Here is a 15,313-nt window from a genome sequence, read left to right on the forward strand (position 1 = left end):
TTCGAATGAACGGCTCTAAATACGATATAAACTTCCTATTCAATTAGGAACGAACGTTTAATTTTAATGTGCTGCTGTTGTTTTTTTCTTCCCGAACAAGCTTTTCCCAATTGATACCAGCGCAAGTGCTAATAAACCACCTACAATTGCTGCCGCAAAGTTTTTTATAATCACAGGAACAGAAGGTAGAATATGATGTAAGTAATCAATATTATGAACGAAGATATCACCCGAAACCATAAGCAAAGCTATCGTTCCTATCACACCTAGTGATTTAATTATAATTGGCAATAATTTCACTAGCAGATGTCCAATCTTAGCAGCAATACCCTTATCGTTTGTTTTTTTGATTAAAGAATAGCCCATGTCATCCATACGTACAATCAAAGCAACAATACCATATACGCCAACTGTCGCTAATATGGCAACGACTGAAACCGTTAATATCTGAACCGGTAAAGATTGATCCAGAACCGTACCTAGAGCGATAATCACGATCTCGACAGACAAAATAAAATCGGTAGTAATAGCCGATTTAATCTTTGCATTCTCTGCAATCTCCCCCTGATCTATATCTTTTTGAATAACTTCACGCCCTTCCTTTTCACGATGAAAGAAGTAATGAATAATCTTTTCTACGCCTTCAAATGCAAGATAGAAACCACCTAAAATCAATATGTATTTAATCGCAATCGGAAAAAATGCGTTAAGGAGTAACGCAATGGGCACAATAATAAGCTTATTGACAAATGAACCTTTCGTAATTGCCCATAATACCGGTATTTCTCGACTCGCTAGAAAACCTGTTGCTTTTTCAGCGTTTACCGCTAAATCGTCTCCTAATATACCCGCTGTCTTACTTGTTGCTAATTTGCTGGCTACCGCCACGTCGTCCATTAATGCCGCAATATCGTCCAATACCGCAAATATCCCTGATGCCATAGTTCTGTTTTGTCTTTTACGTCTCTAAAATAAAACTATTTAAGAAAAATAAGATGAAAAATATCATCAGCAATTAAATCCTGTAGGCCGGCGCGTCAAAATATTTGCTTTTCTTGATATATGCAGTTCGACGATCTTGAGAAAAAATCCAATTAAAACGGCGTAATAAGTCTGCACCAAAATATCCAACACGCTGCATTTTTATCTCGCCAATAAAAACGCCCGCCGACATATTAACCATTGATATATCATTTAGATGAAATTCCGAAAGGATTCCTTGTTTGGTTATCATAGTCTGTCCTGCACTATTCATCAATTTCTTCTCCGCATAGACTTCAATATTCTTGTCCATCTGATGCTCATCAGCAAAACGATTTGAAAAAAGCAAGCCTCCGGCGTAACCCGATTGCAGCAGAAATTGATCTTGCATATTGACATGATTGATCTGCAAATCTAAAGTCAGAAATAACTGTCCATTTCGTACGTTTAATGGGATAGCTTGATATGTAGAAGTATCAGGGAGTTCTAAATGTGTTTTCAAAAGCTGTTGATCATAATCTATTTCAAAAACTTGTCCCTGAAATAAATCCAATCCAATTTTACCTTCTGCCGTTGGCCCTGTATGTTCATTATTAAAAACGATCATACTGTCTAAATGAATTTCCCCAATTTGAATCCGATTATTCACACTGACTCCCTCCGGAAATACAGAATGATCAAATATCAAGTCTTGAGCTTTAGTACCTCGATCCGGAGAAAGCGATGCTTCATTCATAGCAATTTGAAACATCAATGCTAATGTATCTTTCTCATTTAAAACGCCGGTTACCAATATATTATTCGCCCCATTTAACTTAAATGGAACAACTTGTTGCGCATTTACCTGTGTGCAAAGTATAGCGAAAATAAAATTGCAAAAAATCCCTCTAAGCATATTGTTAAAATAAAAGCTTAAGATAGGGATTATCTGCATTAGTTGTTTATTTGTTTCGATGCTTAGAAGCGAAAGGCTGGCGCTTCAATTTCTTGTATTTTACTTTTACGAAATTCCTTCATCATAGCAGGCTCTTTATCCTCTAATTCTGCAAAATCAACAACTGAATTTTGCTTGGCCCATTTAAAATAAGCCTGCGACAGCTGTGAAACAACTTGATGATTATGCGCAGCAACATCCTTTGTTTCCGTTGGGTCCGCTTCTAGATTATACAGCTCCCACTTATAAGATGGCCAAGTGGATACCAGCTTCCATTTACCTATTCGAGCAGCTCTATTTCCTGCCCTTTCCCAAAATAGCCCCTCTTCCCGATCCACGTGCTGATCATTGCTGGTCAGCAAAGGCAATAAACTTTTACCAGCTAAGGCATTCGTTTTCGTATCCTTAAAAGATGCAGGGTAAGTTGCCTTAGCTAACTCATAGAAAGTTGGCGCTAAATCTATAATATGGCCAGTACCTTGTTTAATACCTCCTTGTTGAATTTGTTTTGGAAACCAAGCAATAAATGGACTGTTAATTCCCCCTTCGTAAGTATAGTCTTTAAAGGCTTTAAAAGGGGTGTTACTAGCGTACGACCAGTTTTTACTCTGTGATTCATAGGATCCAACCGTACCAACGGATCCGTAGTTTTTAGAAGCGCCATGATGCCACTTTACTAAATCTTCAGCAGGCGCGCCATTATCGGAAAGAAAAACAATCAACGTATTATCCAGCTGTCCATTTTTCTCTAAGTGAGTTAACAACTCGCCGATACTCTGATCAAGACGATATACCATTGCAGCGAATACCTCCATCTTTTTTGCCCATAGCGCACGTTGATCAAACGAAAGCTTATCCCAAGCATATTGATCAGCATCTACGGTTGACGGGATTAAATCAGCCGGTATAACACCGATTTCCTTTTGTTTTTTTAATCGCTCTTCACGAATTGCAGTCCAGCCCTTGTCATATCTCCCTTTAAAACGTGCGATATCTTCCTTTGGAGCGACTAACGGCCAGTGTGGAGCCGTGTGTGCTAGATATAAAAAGAATGGATCCTTCTTGCTCTTAATACTGTCCAAGAACCCAATTGCATTCCGCGTAATAAGGTTCGTTGAAAAGGTCTCTTGCGTAGGATACCCTTCAGCGTCAGTTTTTGCTGTCTTTAAACCAGGTGCTCCTGAATTCGCATTCTTATCGTCCCTAGGGTAAACGTAGTCAAATCCCCTTTGCCAGGGATAACTTTGTCCATTCCCGGAAACATGCCACTTTCCAGAAGTCAGCGTGATATATCCACTTTCCTTCAGTACTTCGGCAATCGTTAAAGATTCCTTATTTAAATATCCTTGATAAGCAGGTAGACCTAGGTCGTTTGAAAAGTAGCCAACGCCGGCCTTGTGCTGGTACTGCCCTGTCAATAATGAAGCTCTCGTAGGAGCACAGATTGAATTGTTGTAAAACTCCCGGAGTCTAAGCCCTTCCTTCGCTAGACGATCCAGATTAGGGGTTTCAATTTCTGACCCGTATGCCCCGAGATCAGAATAACCCAGGTCATCTGCTAAAATCAAGATTATATTAGGTCGCTGTTCTTGTGCTTTCACAAAATGAATACTCGCAGCGGTAATTAGGTATATTAATATCTTTTTCATGTGTTTTCCTTCTTTAACGAATGATACGTTGTTGTTGAATCTTGCGGTAGTCGATCACTGCATTCTCCTTTGCCCAATCGCCATAATAACCAGCCAACTCCTTCACAATTTCCGGGTGTTTTGAAGCTAAATCAATGTTTTCAGCACGATCTTCATCGATGTTATAAAGTTCCCAAACGTTCCCTTTGCGAAAAATGGAAACCAACTTCCATTGTCCATACCGCACCGCACGGTTACCTGCGCGCTCCCAACATAAAGGTTTGTCGCGTTCGACTTGAACTTGATCTGAGTTTAACAGGGATCTTAAACTTTTACCGGGCAGTTGATTTGTCTCTACCTCTGCGAAGGATGTCGGATACTTCGCCTCTGCGAAATCATACAGCGTTGGCGCAATATCAATTAAATGACCCGTTCCGCGCTTAATGCGATTTGCCTTGACTTCTTTAGGGTACCATACGATAAATGGAGCAGAAATACCACCCTCATAAGGATTATCCTTATAGCTGCGAAGCGGTGAATTTCCTGTTTGCGACCAATTACTATTTTGTACATCGTAAGAACCTGCCGAACCTACAGTACCACTTGTTCGTGATGTGTAAATTCGATTCCTTTCGCCCCCCTGTGCCCCATTGTCCGATAAGAAAATAATAATGGTGTTTTTATCCTTTTTTAACTCCTTCAGTGTTTTCTGAATGCGACCAATATTTTGATCTACACGATCAATCATTCCAGCAAAAACCTGCTGGCGTCTCTTCCAATATTGTTGCTCATCATAAGTCAATCTATTCCAGGCCTGTATACTGCTATCGCGTTGCGTGATGGCCTGCCCTTTTGGAAAAACACCTTTCGCTTGCGCTTGCTCAAAACGTTTTATACGCAAGCTATCCCAGCCTAATGAATATGCGTCTTTATATTTCTGCGTTTCTTCCTCCGGCACTTGAAGCGGCCAGTGTGGAGCATTATACGCTAGGTATAAAAAGAATGGTTTATTATCTTTCTGCTGTTCTTTTAAGAATCCAATAGCCTGTTCTGTAATTTCATCTGTTAAATATTTATCCTTCGTTAAATAGAAGGGTTCATTATTTTTATACAAGCTTACCGTTGCACTGTCCGGGTTATTGATCTCATAGAAATTGGATGCTCCTCCAACAAAGTTGAAAGATCGTTCAAAACCACGTTGAGCGGGCCATTGATCGAAATCGTCACCCACATGCCACTTTCCAGAAATGATCGTTGAATAGCCTGAGTTTTTCAAAACCTCCGCCAGAGTAAGTGACTCTTTATTTAAAAATCCTTGGTAGGCAGGCAAACCTAAGTTCACATTGAAATAGCCTATTCCTGCTTTGTGCGAATATTGTCCCGTCAATAAGGAAGCACGAGTTGGCGCACAAATGGAGTTATTATAAAACTCCTGAAACTTAGTCCCTTCTTTGGCGAGCTGATTGATATGCTTGGTTTGCAACTCGTCTCCGCCATAAGGTGCTATATCTGAAAACCCTAAATCATCGACTAGAATAAGGACGATATTCGGTCTCTTTTCTTGAGCAAATACTGAAAGTGACAGTAAGAGCAAGAGGGCATTTATAGTAATACTTTTTCTTTTCATATTGATTAATGATTAATCCAGTCTGGATGCTGTTTCAAATTGGGGTTCAAATTCAACTCACGCTGAGGCGTAGGAAAGTGTAAGTGACGAGCGGCAGCATTCGACTTTCCAGCGGCCTTTAGCTTCGCGATGTAGTAATCTGCGCCTCTGCGGACTAAGTCAAACCAGCGTTGATATTCATAAACAAGTTCCTTTCGTCTCTCCTCAAATACTGCATCGCGGAATGACTCTTTCGAAAGATTCCCTGTCAGTAAAGTGGCATTTGCTCTTTTGCGAACCGTATTTAAGGCATTTTGCGCCGCAACACTTGGCCCTGCGATTTCATTCTCTGCTTCTGCAAAAATTAATAGAACCTCCGCATAACGTATAATCGGCGTATTCTTAGAAGATTGGCTTTGATTTCCAACGACAGACTCATCGTAATACTTGTTGAATTGCGGTGTTGAGAGGTTATAGAATTTTCCGTCGACTGGCGAAATTTTACCTAAGGTAAAGGTCACAGGAAGGCGTGTATCTGCATTTTCATAGGATGCATACAAACCGCCCTGCACATGTAAAGCATCCGCATAATCTCCATTGATACCTGGTATATCAGCAGGTGCCGATCGGCCGGCAAGGGAGTTCCCTTGATAACCAGAATTGCCTTTAAACTGCGCTGAGAAAATATGCTCTTTACCATTCTTTTTCTCCACATCAAAAACATCAGCGAATTCTTCAAATAAGCTATAACCTTCTTGTGTTATAACTTCATCCGCTTTTGCACGTGCGTTGGCGTAATCTTTTTGCGTTAAATACACTTTAGCTAATAAACTTTTCGCAGCCCCAGAAGTCGCTCTGCCCTTATCCTTATCCGCATAAGTCTTATAGTTTGGTAAGGCCTCTGCTTCCAGTAAATCTTTAATAATTTGCGCGTAAACTTGCTCTTCCGATGACTTGGAAACGTAAAGCTCATCTTTGCTCAAACTATTAATAGGAACCAACTGTAGCGGTACTCCACCAAACCAACGAACCAAATTAAAATAGTGAAGTGCGCGAAGGAACTTCGCTTCTAAAATCAATCGCTTTTGAATGTTAGCATCAATCTTAGCCGCAGCTATTTTCTCGATGGCTAGGATATTCAAATTTGATGCATTAATTGCATCATAACTCTGCTTCCATAATTGCTCCATCCGATCATTCGATGGATCGTGTGTTAGATTGCTAATCGCACGAACGTGAGCATTTCGAGCCCTCGGGCCCGCTTCGTAATCATCCGTTGCCATTTCAACGCCAATTTGAAATAATCCATTGTATAAGGATTGTCCCGATTCGTAAAGCTTTCTGTAAGTTCCTGTCAGTCCTGCGATTGCTTGCGCTTCATCGAGGTAGAATTGCTCATTAACCAATATAGCAGTAGGTTCTTCATTTAATTTCGAGCAAGAGCCTGTGAAAAGAGCAATAATAATGAATATGGATAGATATCTTTTTTTCATGTTAATCGATTAAAAGGTTAATGAAAGACCCAAAGACAGTGATTTTGCAGCCGGATAGATTCCCGCATCAGTACCTATTTGCACATTACTTCCAGAAGTTACTTCTGGATCAAATCCTCTATAATTACTAATTGTTAGTAGGTTTTGTCCAGTAAAATAAAGCTGAGCCTGATTGACATGCGCGTCGTTTAACCATGTTTTTGGAAGTGAATAAGCGAACCGTACATTCGCTAAGCGCAGAAAGCTTCCGGATTCAACAAACTGATCGGAAAAAATTGGTGCAGGATCTAGCTTTGCACGCGGATAACTTTGAGACGGATTAGTTGGAGTCCAACGATCCAATGCATCAATAGAAGCATTCTGTTGGCCAGTAAACATTTCCAAATTCTGTCGATTAATATTCAAAATCTGGTTTCCAAGCGTTCCTTGAATTAGAAAACTTAAGTCAAATCCTTTATAGGACAAATTATTGCTAAAGCCGAAGATTAAATCAGCCTGAGCGTTTCCAATGATTGTTCGGTCGTTCGCAGCGGTAAACTTCCCATCAGCATCAATATCTTTATACAATCGATCTCCGGCTTTTGGTGTCGCATTGCCCGTATAAATTCCCTTTGTAACTTCTTCGCCAGTTTGCAAAATGCCGTCGGTCGCTGTTCCATAAAATGTACCCAGCGGCTTCCCAACAGCAATAAGGTAATTACCACTGATATATTGGCTTGAGCCATCACCTATCGATAGCACCTTGTTCCGATTGAAAGAAACGTTTAAGTCAGAGTCCCAATCGAAATTACCTTGAATATTCCTGGTTTTGATACTAAGTTCTACCCCTTTGTTGCTTACAGAACCGAAATTCTGCAAAGAGGTACCGTAACCACTTGTCCAAGGGATCTCCACACTCAACAATAGATCTTTTGTACGCTTATAGTAATAATCCGCAGATATTTGAATTCTACTTTGGAGGAAAGCGACGTCAATCCCTGCATCATACTGATAAGTAGTTTCCCAGCCCAATTCGGCGTTTGGAACGCGCTGAGAGGCAAAGCCAGTCAGCACTTGGTTTCCGAAGAAATAATTTAATGCATATAGCGTCGCCAAAGATTGGTATTGTCCAATCTCTTGATTTCCGGTGGCTCCAAAGCTTGCCCGAAATTTCAAATCGTTAATAACAGGAAGTAGATTGCTGAAGAAATCTTCTTTACTTGTTCTCCAAGACAAAGCCAAGGAAGGGAAGTTTCCCCATTTATTATTTTTGCCAAATCGTGAGCTTCCGTCACGTCGTATACTAGCCGAAGCATAATACTTATTCGCATAATTATAATTTATTCGGCTTAAAAAGGAATGTAATACCCAGTTGTAAGCATCGGAGTTCGGACGAATAATAACTGATCCACTTTGCAAACTATTGTAAAGCAGCTCGTCGGTCACAAAATTTGAAGCGCCTGCGTTAAACAAACTCGTTGTACTTTCTTGTTGTGTAAACCCAACCAAGACGTTTAAATCATGTTGTCCAAAATTGCCGCTATAAGTCAACGTATTTTCATTCAACCAAGCTTGATTTTCTAGGTTCCCCAAGATTGCATTTCCCTTGCTTCCGGCGCCCTCATAGATATAAGAAGGTAAGTAGTATTTGTCATTTCGATTACTCAGATCGACTCCAAATAGCACCTTAGCAGAAAGTCCTTTCGCCAATTGATATTGCGCATAAGTAGTCCCTAAAACTCGTAAATTGTTAGACTGATTTTCTGTCTCTCTTAATGTTGCAATAGGATTGGCGAAGATATTTTCAAATGGGTTTCTAAGGGTGTAAGTCCCATCTGGCTCATAAACCGTCGCAGTCGGAGGCATAATTAGCAAGGCATTTACGATTCCCGACGGAGCAATTTGAGAATTTGTTTTATTAACCGTCAAATTTGCTGCAACATCTAATCGTTCAAAAGGCTTTGCCTGAATATTGGAGCGAAAGCCCAAGCGCTTAAAGTCTGTATTGATAATCACCCCTTCTTGGTCGAGGTAATTAGCACCAAGATAATATTGTACGCGCTCTGCACCTCCCGTTAATGACAACTGATGATTTTGCACTTGCCCTACGCGAAATGCTTCTTTCTGCCAGTTTGTTCCCTCTCCTAATTCGCTTATCTTCTCCTCCGTGAGATATTGATTTTTACCCTTGCTCGGATTCGTATCATACAGCACCTCATTACGAAGGTTGGCAAAGGCTGTTGCATTCAAGACATCAATTTGTTTTACGACCGATTGCCATCCAGCACTCCCATCGTAGTTCAATTGCACACGTCCGGCCTTTCCTTTTTTTGTACTAATTAAAATAACACCATTGGCACCTCTTGATCCGTAAATAGCGGTCGCGGCAGCATCTTTCATCACTTCGACGCTTTCAATATCACTTGGATTGATACTCGCTAATGGATTTACTGGTGTTCCACTATTGACGCCTGTGCTTTCTGTTTGATTATATACAGGGAAACCATCGATCACGTAGAGCGGTTCATTACCTCCCTGTATCGATGCACCTCCTCGTACACGAATACTTACACCTGCGCCCGGTTGCCCAGAAGTCTGAGTTACTTGAACCCCAGAAACAGCACCCTTTAATGCTTGATCGACGGAGCTCACTTTCTGTTTTAGAAAACTCTCTGGCAAGGAAGCTACAGCTCCCGTCAGATCGCGACGACGTTGCGTACCGTATCCGACAACCACAACCTCATCCAAATCTTCCGAAGATGGTGTCAATAAAATTTCGGCTGGTGACACATTGATTACTAGTTTTTTGGATTTATAGCCGAGATATGCGACTTGAATTGTGAAAGGCAATTTCTGTCCAGTTACGAACTGAAAACGTCCCTGTCGATCGGTCTTGACCGCATGAGTAACGGCCTCCAATTGTATGGTGACTCCCTCAATGGGCTGTCGTGTTAAAGAATCTAGAACAACACCTTCTAAAGATGCGTTAATGATAGGTTTTGGTTTATCTTGTGCATAGAGCTGAGAAATTAGCAAGCTAAAAGCCCATAGCAATAAACTGAAATACCGGAGTACTCCAATATTTTTCATATGTTTGCTTTAGTTTAATAGTGAATACTTACAAGTGCCAACGCCAATTGAAAACTTGTTTCATTATTGAATAAGAGGGAAGCCATGCTTCCCTTTTTTTTGTTAAAGGGAAATGACTAAAGACACATTCGCATGCACATGCGAATCGAAGTATTTGTTAGGAAGGTAGGTCGAGGTGATTTACTAGATAAATTGTGTTCCATAAAGTGATTTAGTTTAATAAAATAATACATACGGTTACCAACGCCAATTGAATAACATTTGACAAATATACAAGCTTTCAAAAATAAAGTCTACTATTTTAGTAGATTATTTTAAATAAAGTACGTAAAACACTGATTTGCAGTAAAATAAATATACCAAAAAGGACTATAGAACCACATTCATCGTATTAAATATTCAAGAATTACCCCTTCATAAGGCTCCTGAAGTTCCCAAGAGTATACGTGAACAATGACGCTCGTACAATCTAGAACATGATCTAGATTCAGCCTTTGATTAGTAATCATTCCTATCAAAACCAATCGTGAACTTCTTCAATACCTACGTTTATTTCACTACCTATTAGTGCCACTAGAAATCCCTATCATAGCCCTCTTCTTCCGGTGTTGAAAGGGATGTGATTGGGAAGTGAAAGGGAAGTGAAAGGGATGTAGACTGTTTCAAAGTGCCGACACACTTTAGGATGACTGATCAAAAAAGAAAGCGGACCTCAATGAGGTCCGCTTTCCAATTCAGGTTTAGTTTTGGATTACATCGTTTATCGTATGGTCTTGGCTTTTGCCAAGGCTTCTGTCGTAATAAAATATTTTGTCAACATATAGGATTTCTCCCATTCTGGCATCTTACCCTCACGTACGTAGTTAAAAAACTTGTTAGCGACGTGTGCAAAATGTTCTTCATGTCCTTCGACGAGTGTTTCTGGAACTTCAAGGATAAACCCTTTGTCTTTTTCTTTAAGTGTTATCCCTTGGTGGATTTTAGCAATCTTCTCAATTTCCGAGGCAATGTTTTTTTTCTCTGCATCGGTGAAACCCGTATTATTTACTGGTTCTATGTATAATTTCGGTTTATAATTTTCATCCTTTCCTTGCTTGATGGATACGATAGCACGTGTCCCTCTCACCTGTGATAAATGCGTATCACCAGAACCTGCAGGTGCTTGGTAATTCCATTGTACTGCCACTTTCACGTGGATGCCTTTCAGTGTATAGTTAATATCACCATTAGCATAAACGTTTAGGGTATCATTTTTCACATCCTTTTCCAAGAAACCCGGGAAATTCGTGCTCCCCGTGGATTGTTCAAATTGCTGCTTTGAAATCTTGGTTGGAAAACGATTTGCTCCCAACAATTGTACATCGTTTTTATAGTCAAATACGTTTTCAGGAAAACACTGCCATTGTACTAAATCGATAGCATGCGTCGTCACATCAACAATCCCCTCTCCTTCCTGCTCTACATCGTAATACCAGTCAGGTCGAATTAGCGGTTTACCAGATACTTCTTTATAAAAGTGATGAACCGAGTTTTTAATAATTGCTGGATGCTCCGCCGTTCCTTTTTCTAGCGTTCCGAAAATTTCCTTGTTGTGAATTAGTTCCTTTTGAAGGATGGAGAAAATATTATAGCGTTCGGTCATGATATCGTATAACATCACTTTTTTCTCTTCAGCGACATTAAAGGCATCAATTAAGAGGTTAAATCCTTCTTTATTAATTGCCATTGGCTTATCGGAAAGAACATTTAATTCAGCAGATACCGATTTATGAATATAATCGGTTTTTTGTTTATTATTCCCTGCTAGTACGACAATATTTCCGGGCTTTTCTTCCAACATCTTTGCTAAGAAATCGGAGCCAACATATTGTTCAATTTTCCAGTGCGTCGGGTTATCTGCTCTACTGTTGTATTGCTCCAACAGGCCGATATGGGATGTCAGGCCAAATGATTTCGGACCATAAACATAACAAAGGGAATCAATACCCGGCAACAAGCTCTTTTGAATTAAAGAGGCATGAAAATGTCCGGGATCTAAAGTCATCAAGGTGAGTTTCCCTGTATTCGTTTCCTTTTCAGTTTTACAAGCATTCATGCTGGCGATGATTAACAATGCAAAAGCTAATTTTCTCATTTCAATTTAGTTTAATTGAGCGGCGCTTTCCTTATCGATATATAATCCAGTATTTGGATGCGTACGCAAAATCGTTGCTGGCACGTCGCTCGAAATTTCATGATTTAACGTCATATTTACGGCCGATGCTTTTGTTGGTCCGGGCACCATACAAAACAGACTATTACCAGCGAATAAGGCTGGCACGGTCAGGGTAATTGCATGGGTTGGCACTTCTTGTAGAACAGCGAAACAACCATCATTCACCTGCTGTTGGCGGCTTGTTAAATCTAGATCGACCAATTTCACAAAATAGGGATCATTGAAATCAGCGATATGCGGTTCATTAAAAGCGATATGTGCATTCTCGCCAATTCCTAAGCAAACAATATCTATCGGAGCTTCCTTCAACAATGCCTCATAACGAGCACATTCTTCGGCTGGATTTTCCGCTATACCATTAATATAATTGGCCTTAGCAATTTTTACTTTGTCAAATAAATGCTCCTGCAGAAACCGACCGAAGCTCTGTGGATGTGATGTCGGGAGCCCTACATATTCATCCATATGAAAAGCCTCCACTCTTGACCAGTCAATTCCCTGCTCTTCGCTGAGTTGAGCTAAGGTCTCGGACTGTGACGGCGCAGATGCGAATATCATGCGAACAATTTTCTCTGGAGATTTTTGCAATTCGACAAGCCTGTTTGCCGCCTGCTTCCCGGCCGTTAAACCTAGGTCTCGTCTATTTTCAAAAGTATACACTTTGAGTGTACCGACTTCAATTTCTTTTACATCCATAGGTTTATATATAATTTGATGATAGGGTTTTATTCTTTTTAGTGTAGGTACCCGAATAGAAAGCAGAAGCTATTGTTGTCCATTTATCTATTCGGATACACATTAATTCTTGTAAAACTGTTGGTTTTCGCGATGAATAATATCGATAGGCATAAAGTATTCTTTTTCTTGATCTTCCTCAAACATCAGAAAACGATATAAAGCCTTTATTCCTCGATAGGCCTGCTCTTGCGGCTTTTCACAGATTAGAAAATCAATCAAACCTTCATTTAAATACGTGATGTTGTTTGGCAAAAAGTCATAACCTATCAGCAGAATATCCTTCTTTCCGATCTCTTTGAGAAAACGAGCAACTAATGCTACCCTGGAATTGGTTACAAAGATTAGATGTAGATCTGGATCCGCCTTAACGATTTTTGACAACGCCTTCTTTACCGCAGCATAGCTGGTATCATATAGATTTTCGGTCACTATCGTTCGAGGACTATTTTCTTGGAAATAATGCATAAAGCCTTCTTGCTTACGCAAAATATGGTGATCCGAGTCGATATCCTTCGCTATATTCAAAAGCAATACTTTATCAGCTTCTTTGGTTAGGTATTGTATTAAGTGCGCTGCAGTCTGTCCACTATGAAAAAGGTTTGGACCAAAATAACTTAAGCTCTTTTGTTGAGGTATATCCGAGTTAATAAAAACAAAAGGGATATTTCTTCGCTTGCATTCTTCAGTAAATGTGATTGCTTCCTCGACAAAAGCAGGTGCTAAAAGTAATCCATCAATATCGGTTTCCTTTAAAATTCGTTTGGTTTGTTCAATAAACGATTGCTTATCGTTCATATCAAAGAAGAATTTGGAAACTTTGACATTATACAACTTAATTTCATTTTCTGCTTGAAAAATACCTTGTAAAGGTACATCCCAATAGTCAGTCTCTGCAGATCTTTCTGGTATAAGGGTATAGAGATGCATGGTTTTTGAAGATGCCAAGCGTCTCGCAAGTATGTTAGGTTTATAATCGAGCTCTTTAATGATTTCAAGAATCTTTGCTTTTGTTTTCTCTGAAACACCAGCACGATTATGTAATACGCGATCGACTGTAGCGATTGACACTTTTGCCCTTCGCGCAATCTCCTTTACTCCGTTTAACACTTTTTCCTTTTTTTCCATATAAATCCAATGACACCGTATTAACGGATTGATTCACAAGATAACTAATTAATCAGTAAAACTTATTAACTCAAAAAACATTATTAATGTTATTTAGTAGTTTACTCGATTAATTGTACAGCGACTAATGGACCTGCACTTCCAATTTAACCAAAACGGCTATTCGTATTAAACCTTCGGTTCCCAACCTTTCTGGTATTCACGCTGCCAATACTTATTCATAGCATCCTTGTTGTTCAATATCTTACCTGTTTTAGGATCGATATCCAATGCTTTTCCAGTACGTTGAGCAATATTCCCTAGCTGCACCAATAAGGTACTTTGATGACCACCGATGATATCAGAATTTAATGCCGTACCGTTTTTAATTGCGGAGAAAAAGTTCTGAATATGTATTGCATCTAATTGTTGAGACGGATTGGTTAAGCTAGTCGCTTCCACTTTATTGGTATCGCGCACTTCTTTTATCAATTTACTATTTAAATCGTAAATCTGATATGCGTTATCTCCATTAATTTGCAAGGATCCTTTTTCACCGTAGAATACGACACCGACCGTTGCACCATCGGTTTTCAATCCGTTACAGCTTCTACCTTCCCAAGTAATCATGCTGTTATTGCCGAATTCCATACCTATCGTTTGTGTATCTGGCGTTTGCCAATCGTCTTTATGTGCATAGCGTCCTCCAACGGAAGTTACCTTTGTCGGGAATTCAACTTGTAGTCCCCAACGTGCGAGATCGACAAAGTGAGTACCATTGTTCAATGCCTCTCCAGTTCCCCAATGCCAGAACCAGTGCCAATTATAATGAAGAATATTGTCTTTATATGCCCGACGAGGAGCTGGTCCTTGCCATAAGTCGAAGTTTAACCAGTTTGGTACCGCAACTTCTTTACCGATACCAATAGGCGCTCTATTGTTCGTATACCATGTTTTTGCGAAGTATGCTTTTCCAATGGCTCCGTTATGCACTTCGCGTATTCCGGCTGCCACATTGGGCCAAGAACGTCGTTGATTACCCATTTGTATGACATTCTTATATTTCTTTACGGCCTCGATCAGCAATTCTCCTTCATGCGGATTATGGCTACAAGGTTTCTCTAGGTATACGTGTTTACCCGCCGAAGAGGCTAAGATTGCTGCAGGAGCATGCCAGTGATCTGGAGCTGCAACAACTAGTGCATCGACGTTTTTATCTTCTAAAGCACGGCGGAAATCGCCTTCCGCTTTAGGTTGATGTTTTTGACGTTTCATCACCTCTGGCATACAACGATCAATTGCACCCGAGTCAACATCACAGATATAAGTAATTTGTGAATTAGCCTGCAATGCAAAATTATTCGCTAGCGCTTTTCCACGGGCGTTTACACCCATCATAGCGATATTAATTCGTTCATTGGCCCCCATAATATTGCCGTAACTCTTAGCAGAGAAGGACGGTAATATTCCTCCGAAAGTTACCGCTGTTGTACCGATAACTGCCTTTTTAATAAAATTTCTACGAGATTCTTCCATCTTATTTTC

General features: G+C 40.0%; 10 protein-coding genes. All 10 read right to left on the reverse strand.

The features are described 5' to 3' along the window. Positions 1 to 63: 63 nt before the first annotated feature. The 10 genes from GFH32_RS12445 to GFH32_RS12490 all read right to left on the reverse strand — a co-directional run bounded on the left by GFH32_RS12445 (position 64) and on the right by GFH32_RS12490 (position 15,304). Entirely contained in the window at positions 64 to 942 is an 879-nt protein-coding gene (locus tag GFH32_RS12445) for a DUF808 domain-containing protein (protein ID WP_153511908.1), read from the reverse strand. Positions 943 to 1,015: 73 nt separating this feature from the next. Continuing rightward, positions 1,016 to 1,876 carry a hypothetical protein gene (locus GFH32_RS12450; RefSeq protein ID WP_153511909.1) on the reverse strand — a complete coding sequence of 287 codons (861 nt, stop codon included), beginning with the start codon at positions 1,874 to 1,876 and terminating at the stop codon, positions 1,016 to 1,018. 62 nt (positions 1,877 to 1,938) lie between these two features. Further along, complete coding sequence (locus tag GFH32_RS12455; RefSeq protein WP_153511910.1) at positions 1,939 to 3,564, reverse strand: arylsulfatase; 1,626 nt, start codon at positions 3,562 to 3,564, stop codon at positions 1,939 to 1,941. Positions 3,565 to 3,577: 13 nt separating this feature from the next. Then, complete coding sequence (locus tag GFH32_RS12460) at positions 3,578 to 5,170, reverse strand: arylsulfatase (RefSeq protein ID WP_153511911.1); 1,593 nt, start codon at positions 5,168 to 5,170, stop codon at positions 3,578 to 3,580. Between the two features lie 5 nt (positions 5,171 to 5,175). Beyond that, the gene (locus GFH32_RS12465; protein WP_153511912.1) at positions 5,176 to 6,642 is read right to left on the reverse strand and encodes a RagB/SusD family nutrient uptake outer membrane protein; all 1,467 of its coding nucleotides are present in this window, start codon (positions 6,640 to 6,642) and stop codon (positions 5,176 to 5,178) included. Between the two features lie 9 nt (positions 6,643 to 6,651). After that, positions 6,652 to 9,711: a SusC/RagA family TonB-linked outer membrane protein gene (locus GFH32_RS12470; protein WP_153511913.1), complete on the reverse strand. Its 3,060-nt coding sequence runs from the start codon at positions 9,709 to 9,711 to the stop codon at positions 6,652 to 6,654. Between the two features lie 760 nt (positions 9,712 to 10,471). After that, positions 10,472 to 11,845, reverse strand: coding sequence for a putative oxidoreductase C-terminal domain-containing protein (locus tag GFH32_RS12475; protein WP_153511914.1), 1,374 nt, complete (start codon positions 11,843 to 11,845; stop codon positions 10,472 to 10,474). A 6-nt stretch (positions 11,846 to 11,851) separates the two neighbouring features. Further along, entirely contained in the window at positions 11,852 to 12,622 is a 771-nt protein-coding gene (locus tag GFH32_RS12480) for a glucosamine-6-phosphate deaminase (RefSeq protein ID WP_153511915.1), read from the reverse strand. 102 nt (positions 12,623 to 12,724) lie between these two features. Continuing rightward, positions 12,725 to 13,789 carry a LacI family DNA-binding transcriptional regulator gene (locus GFH32_RS12485; protein ID WP_153511916.1) on the reverse strand — a complete coding sequence of 355 codons (1,065 nt, stop codon included), beginning with the start codon at positions 13,787 to 13,789 and terminating at the stop codon, positions 12,725 to 12,727. A 168-nt stretch (positions 13,790 to 13,957) separates the two neighbouring features. After that, entirely contained in the window at positions 13,958 to 15,304 is a 1,347-nt protein-coding gene (locus GFH32_RS12490; RefSeq protein WP_153511917.1) for a Gfo/Idh/MocA family protein, read from the reverse strand. Between the last annotated feature and the right edge of the window lie 9 nt (positions 15,305 to 15,313).

The sequence above is a fragment of the Sphingobacteruim zhuxiongii genome (assembly GCF_009557615.1).
Classification (GTDB): Bacteria; Bacteroidota; Bacteroidia; order Sphingobacteriales; family Sphingobacteriaceae; genus Sphingobacterium; species Sphingobacterium zhuxiongii.

What these genes read in the sequence shown, in the direction of transcription:
- GFH32_RS12490 (WP_153511917.1), bottom strand. Translation starts at nt 15,304, where the DNA reads ATGGAAGAATCTCGTAGAAATTTTATTAAAAAGGCAGTTATCGGTACA.
- GFH32_RS12455 (WP_153511910.1), bottom strand. Translation starts at nt 3,564, where the DNA reads ATGAAAAAGATATTAATATACCTAATTACCGCTGCGAGTATTCATTTT.
- GFH32_RS12485 (WP_153511916.1), bottom strand. Translation starts at nt 13,789, where the DNA reads ATGGAAAAAAAGGAAAAAGTGTTAAACGGAGTAAAGGAGATTGCGCGA.
- GFH32_RS12470 (WP_153511913.1), bottom strand. Translation starts at nt 9,711, where the DNA reads ATGAAAAATATTGGAGTACTCCGGTATTTCAGTTTATTGCTATGGGCT.
- GFH32_RS12480 (WP_153511915.1), bottom strand. Translation starts at nt 12,622, where the DNA reads ATGGATGTAAAAGAAATTGAAGTCGGTACACTCAAAGTGTATACTTTT.
- GFH32_RS12475 (WP_153511914.1), bottom strand. Translation starts at nt 11,845, where the DNA reads ATGAGAAAATTAGCTTTTGCATTGTTAATCATCGCCAGCATGAATGCT.
- GFH32_RS12465 (WP_153511912.1), bottom strand. Translation starts at nt 6,642, where the DNA reads ATGAAAAAAAGATATCTATCCATATTCATTATTATTGCTCTTTTCACA.
- GFH32_RS12460 (WP_153511911.1), bottom strand. Translation starts at nt 5,170, where the DNA reads ATGAAAAGAAAAAGTATTACTATAAATGCCCTCTTGCTCTTACTGTCA.
- GFH32_RS12445 (WP_153511908.1), bottom strand. Translation starts at nt 942, where the DNA reads ATGGCATCAGGGATATTTGCGGTATTGGACGATATTGCGGCATTAATG.
- GFH32_RS12450 (WP_153511909.1), bottom strand. Translation starts at nt 1,876, where the DNA reads ATGCTTAGAGGGATTTTTTGCAATTTTATTTTCGCTATACTTTGCACA.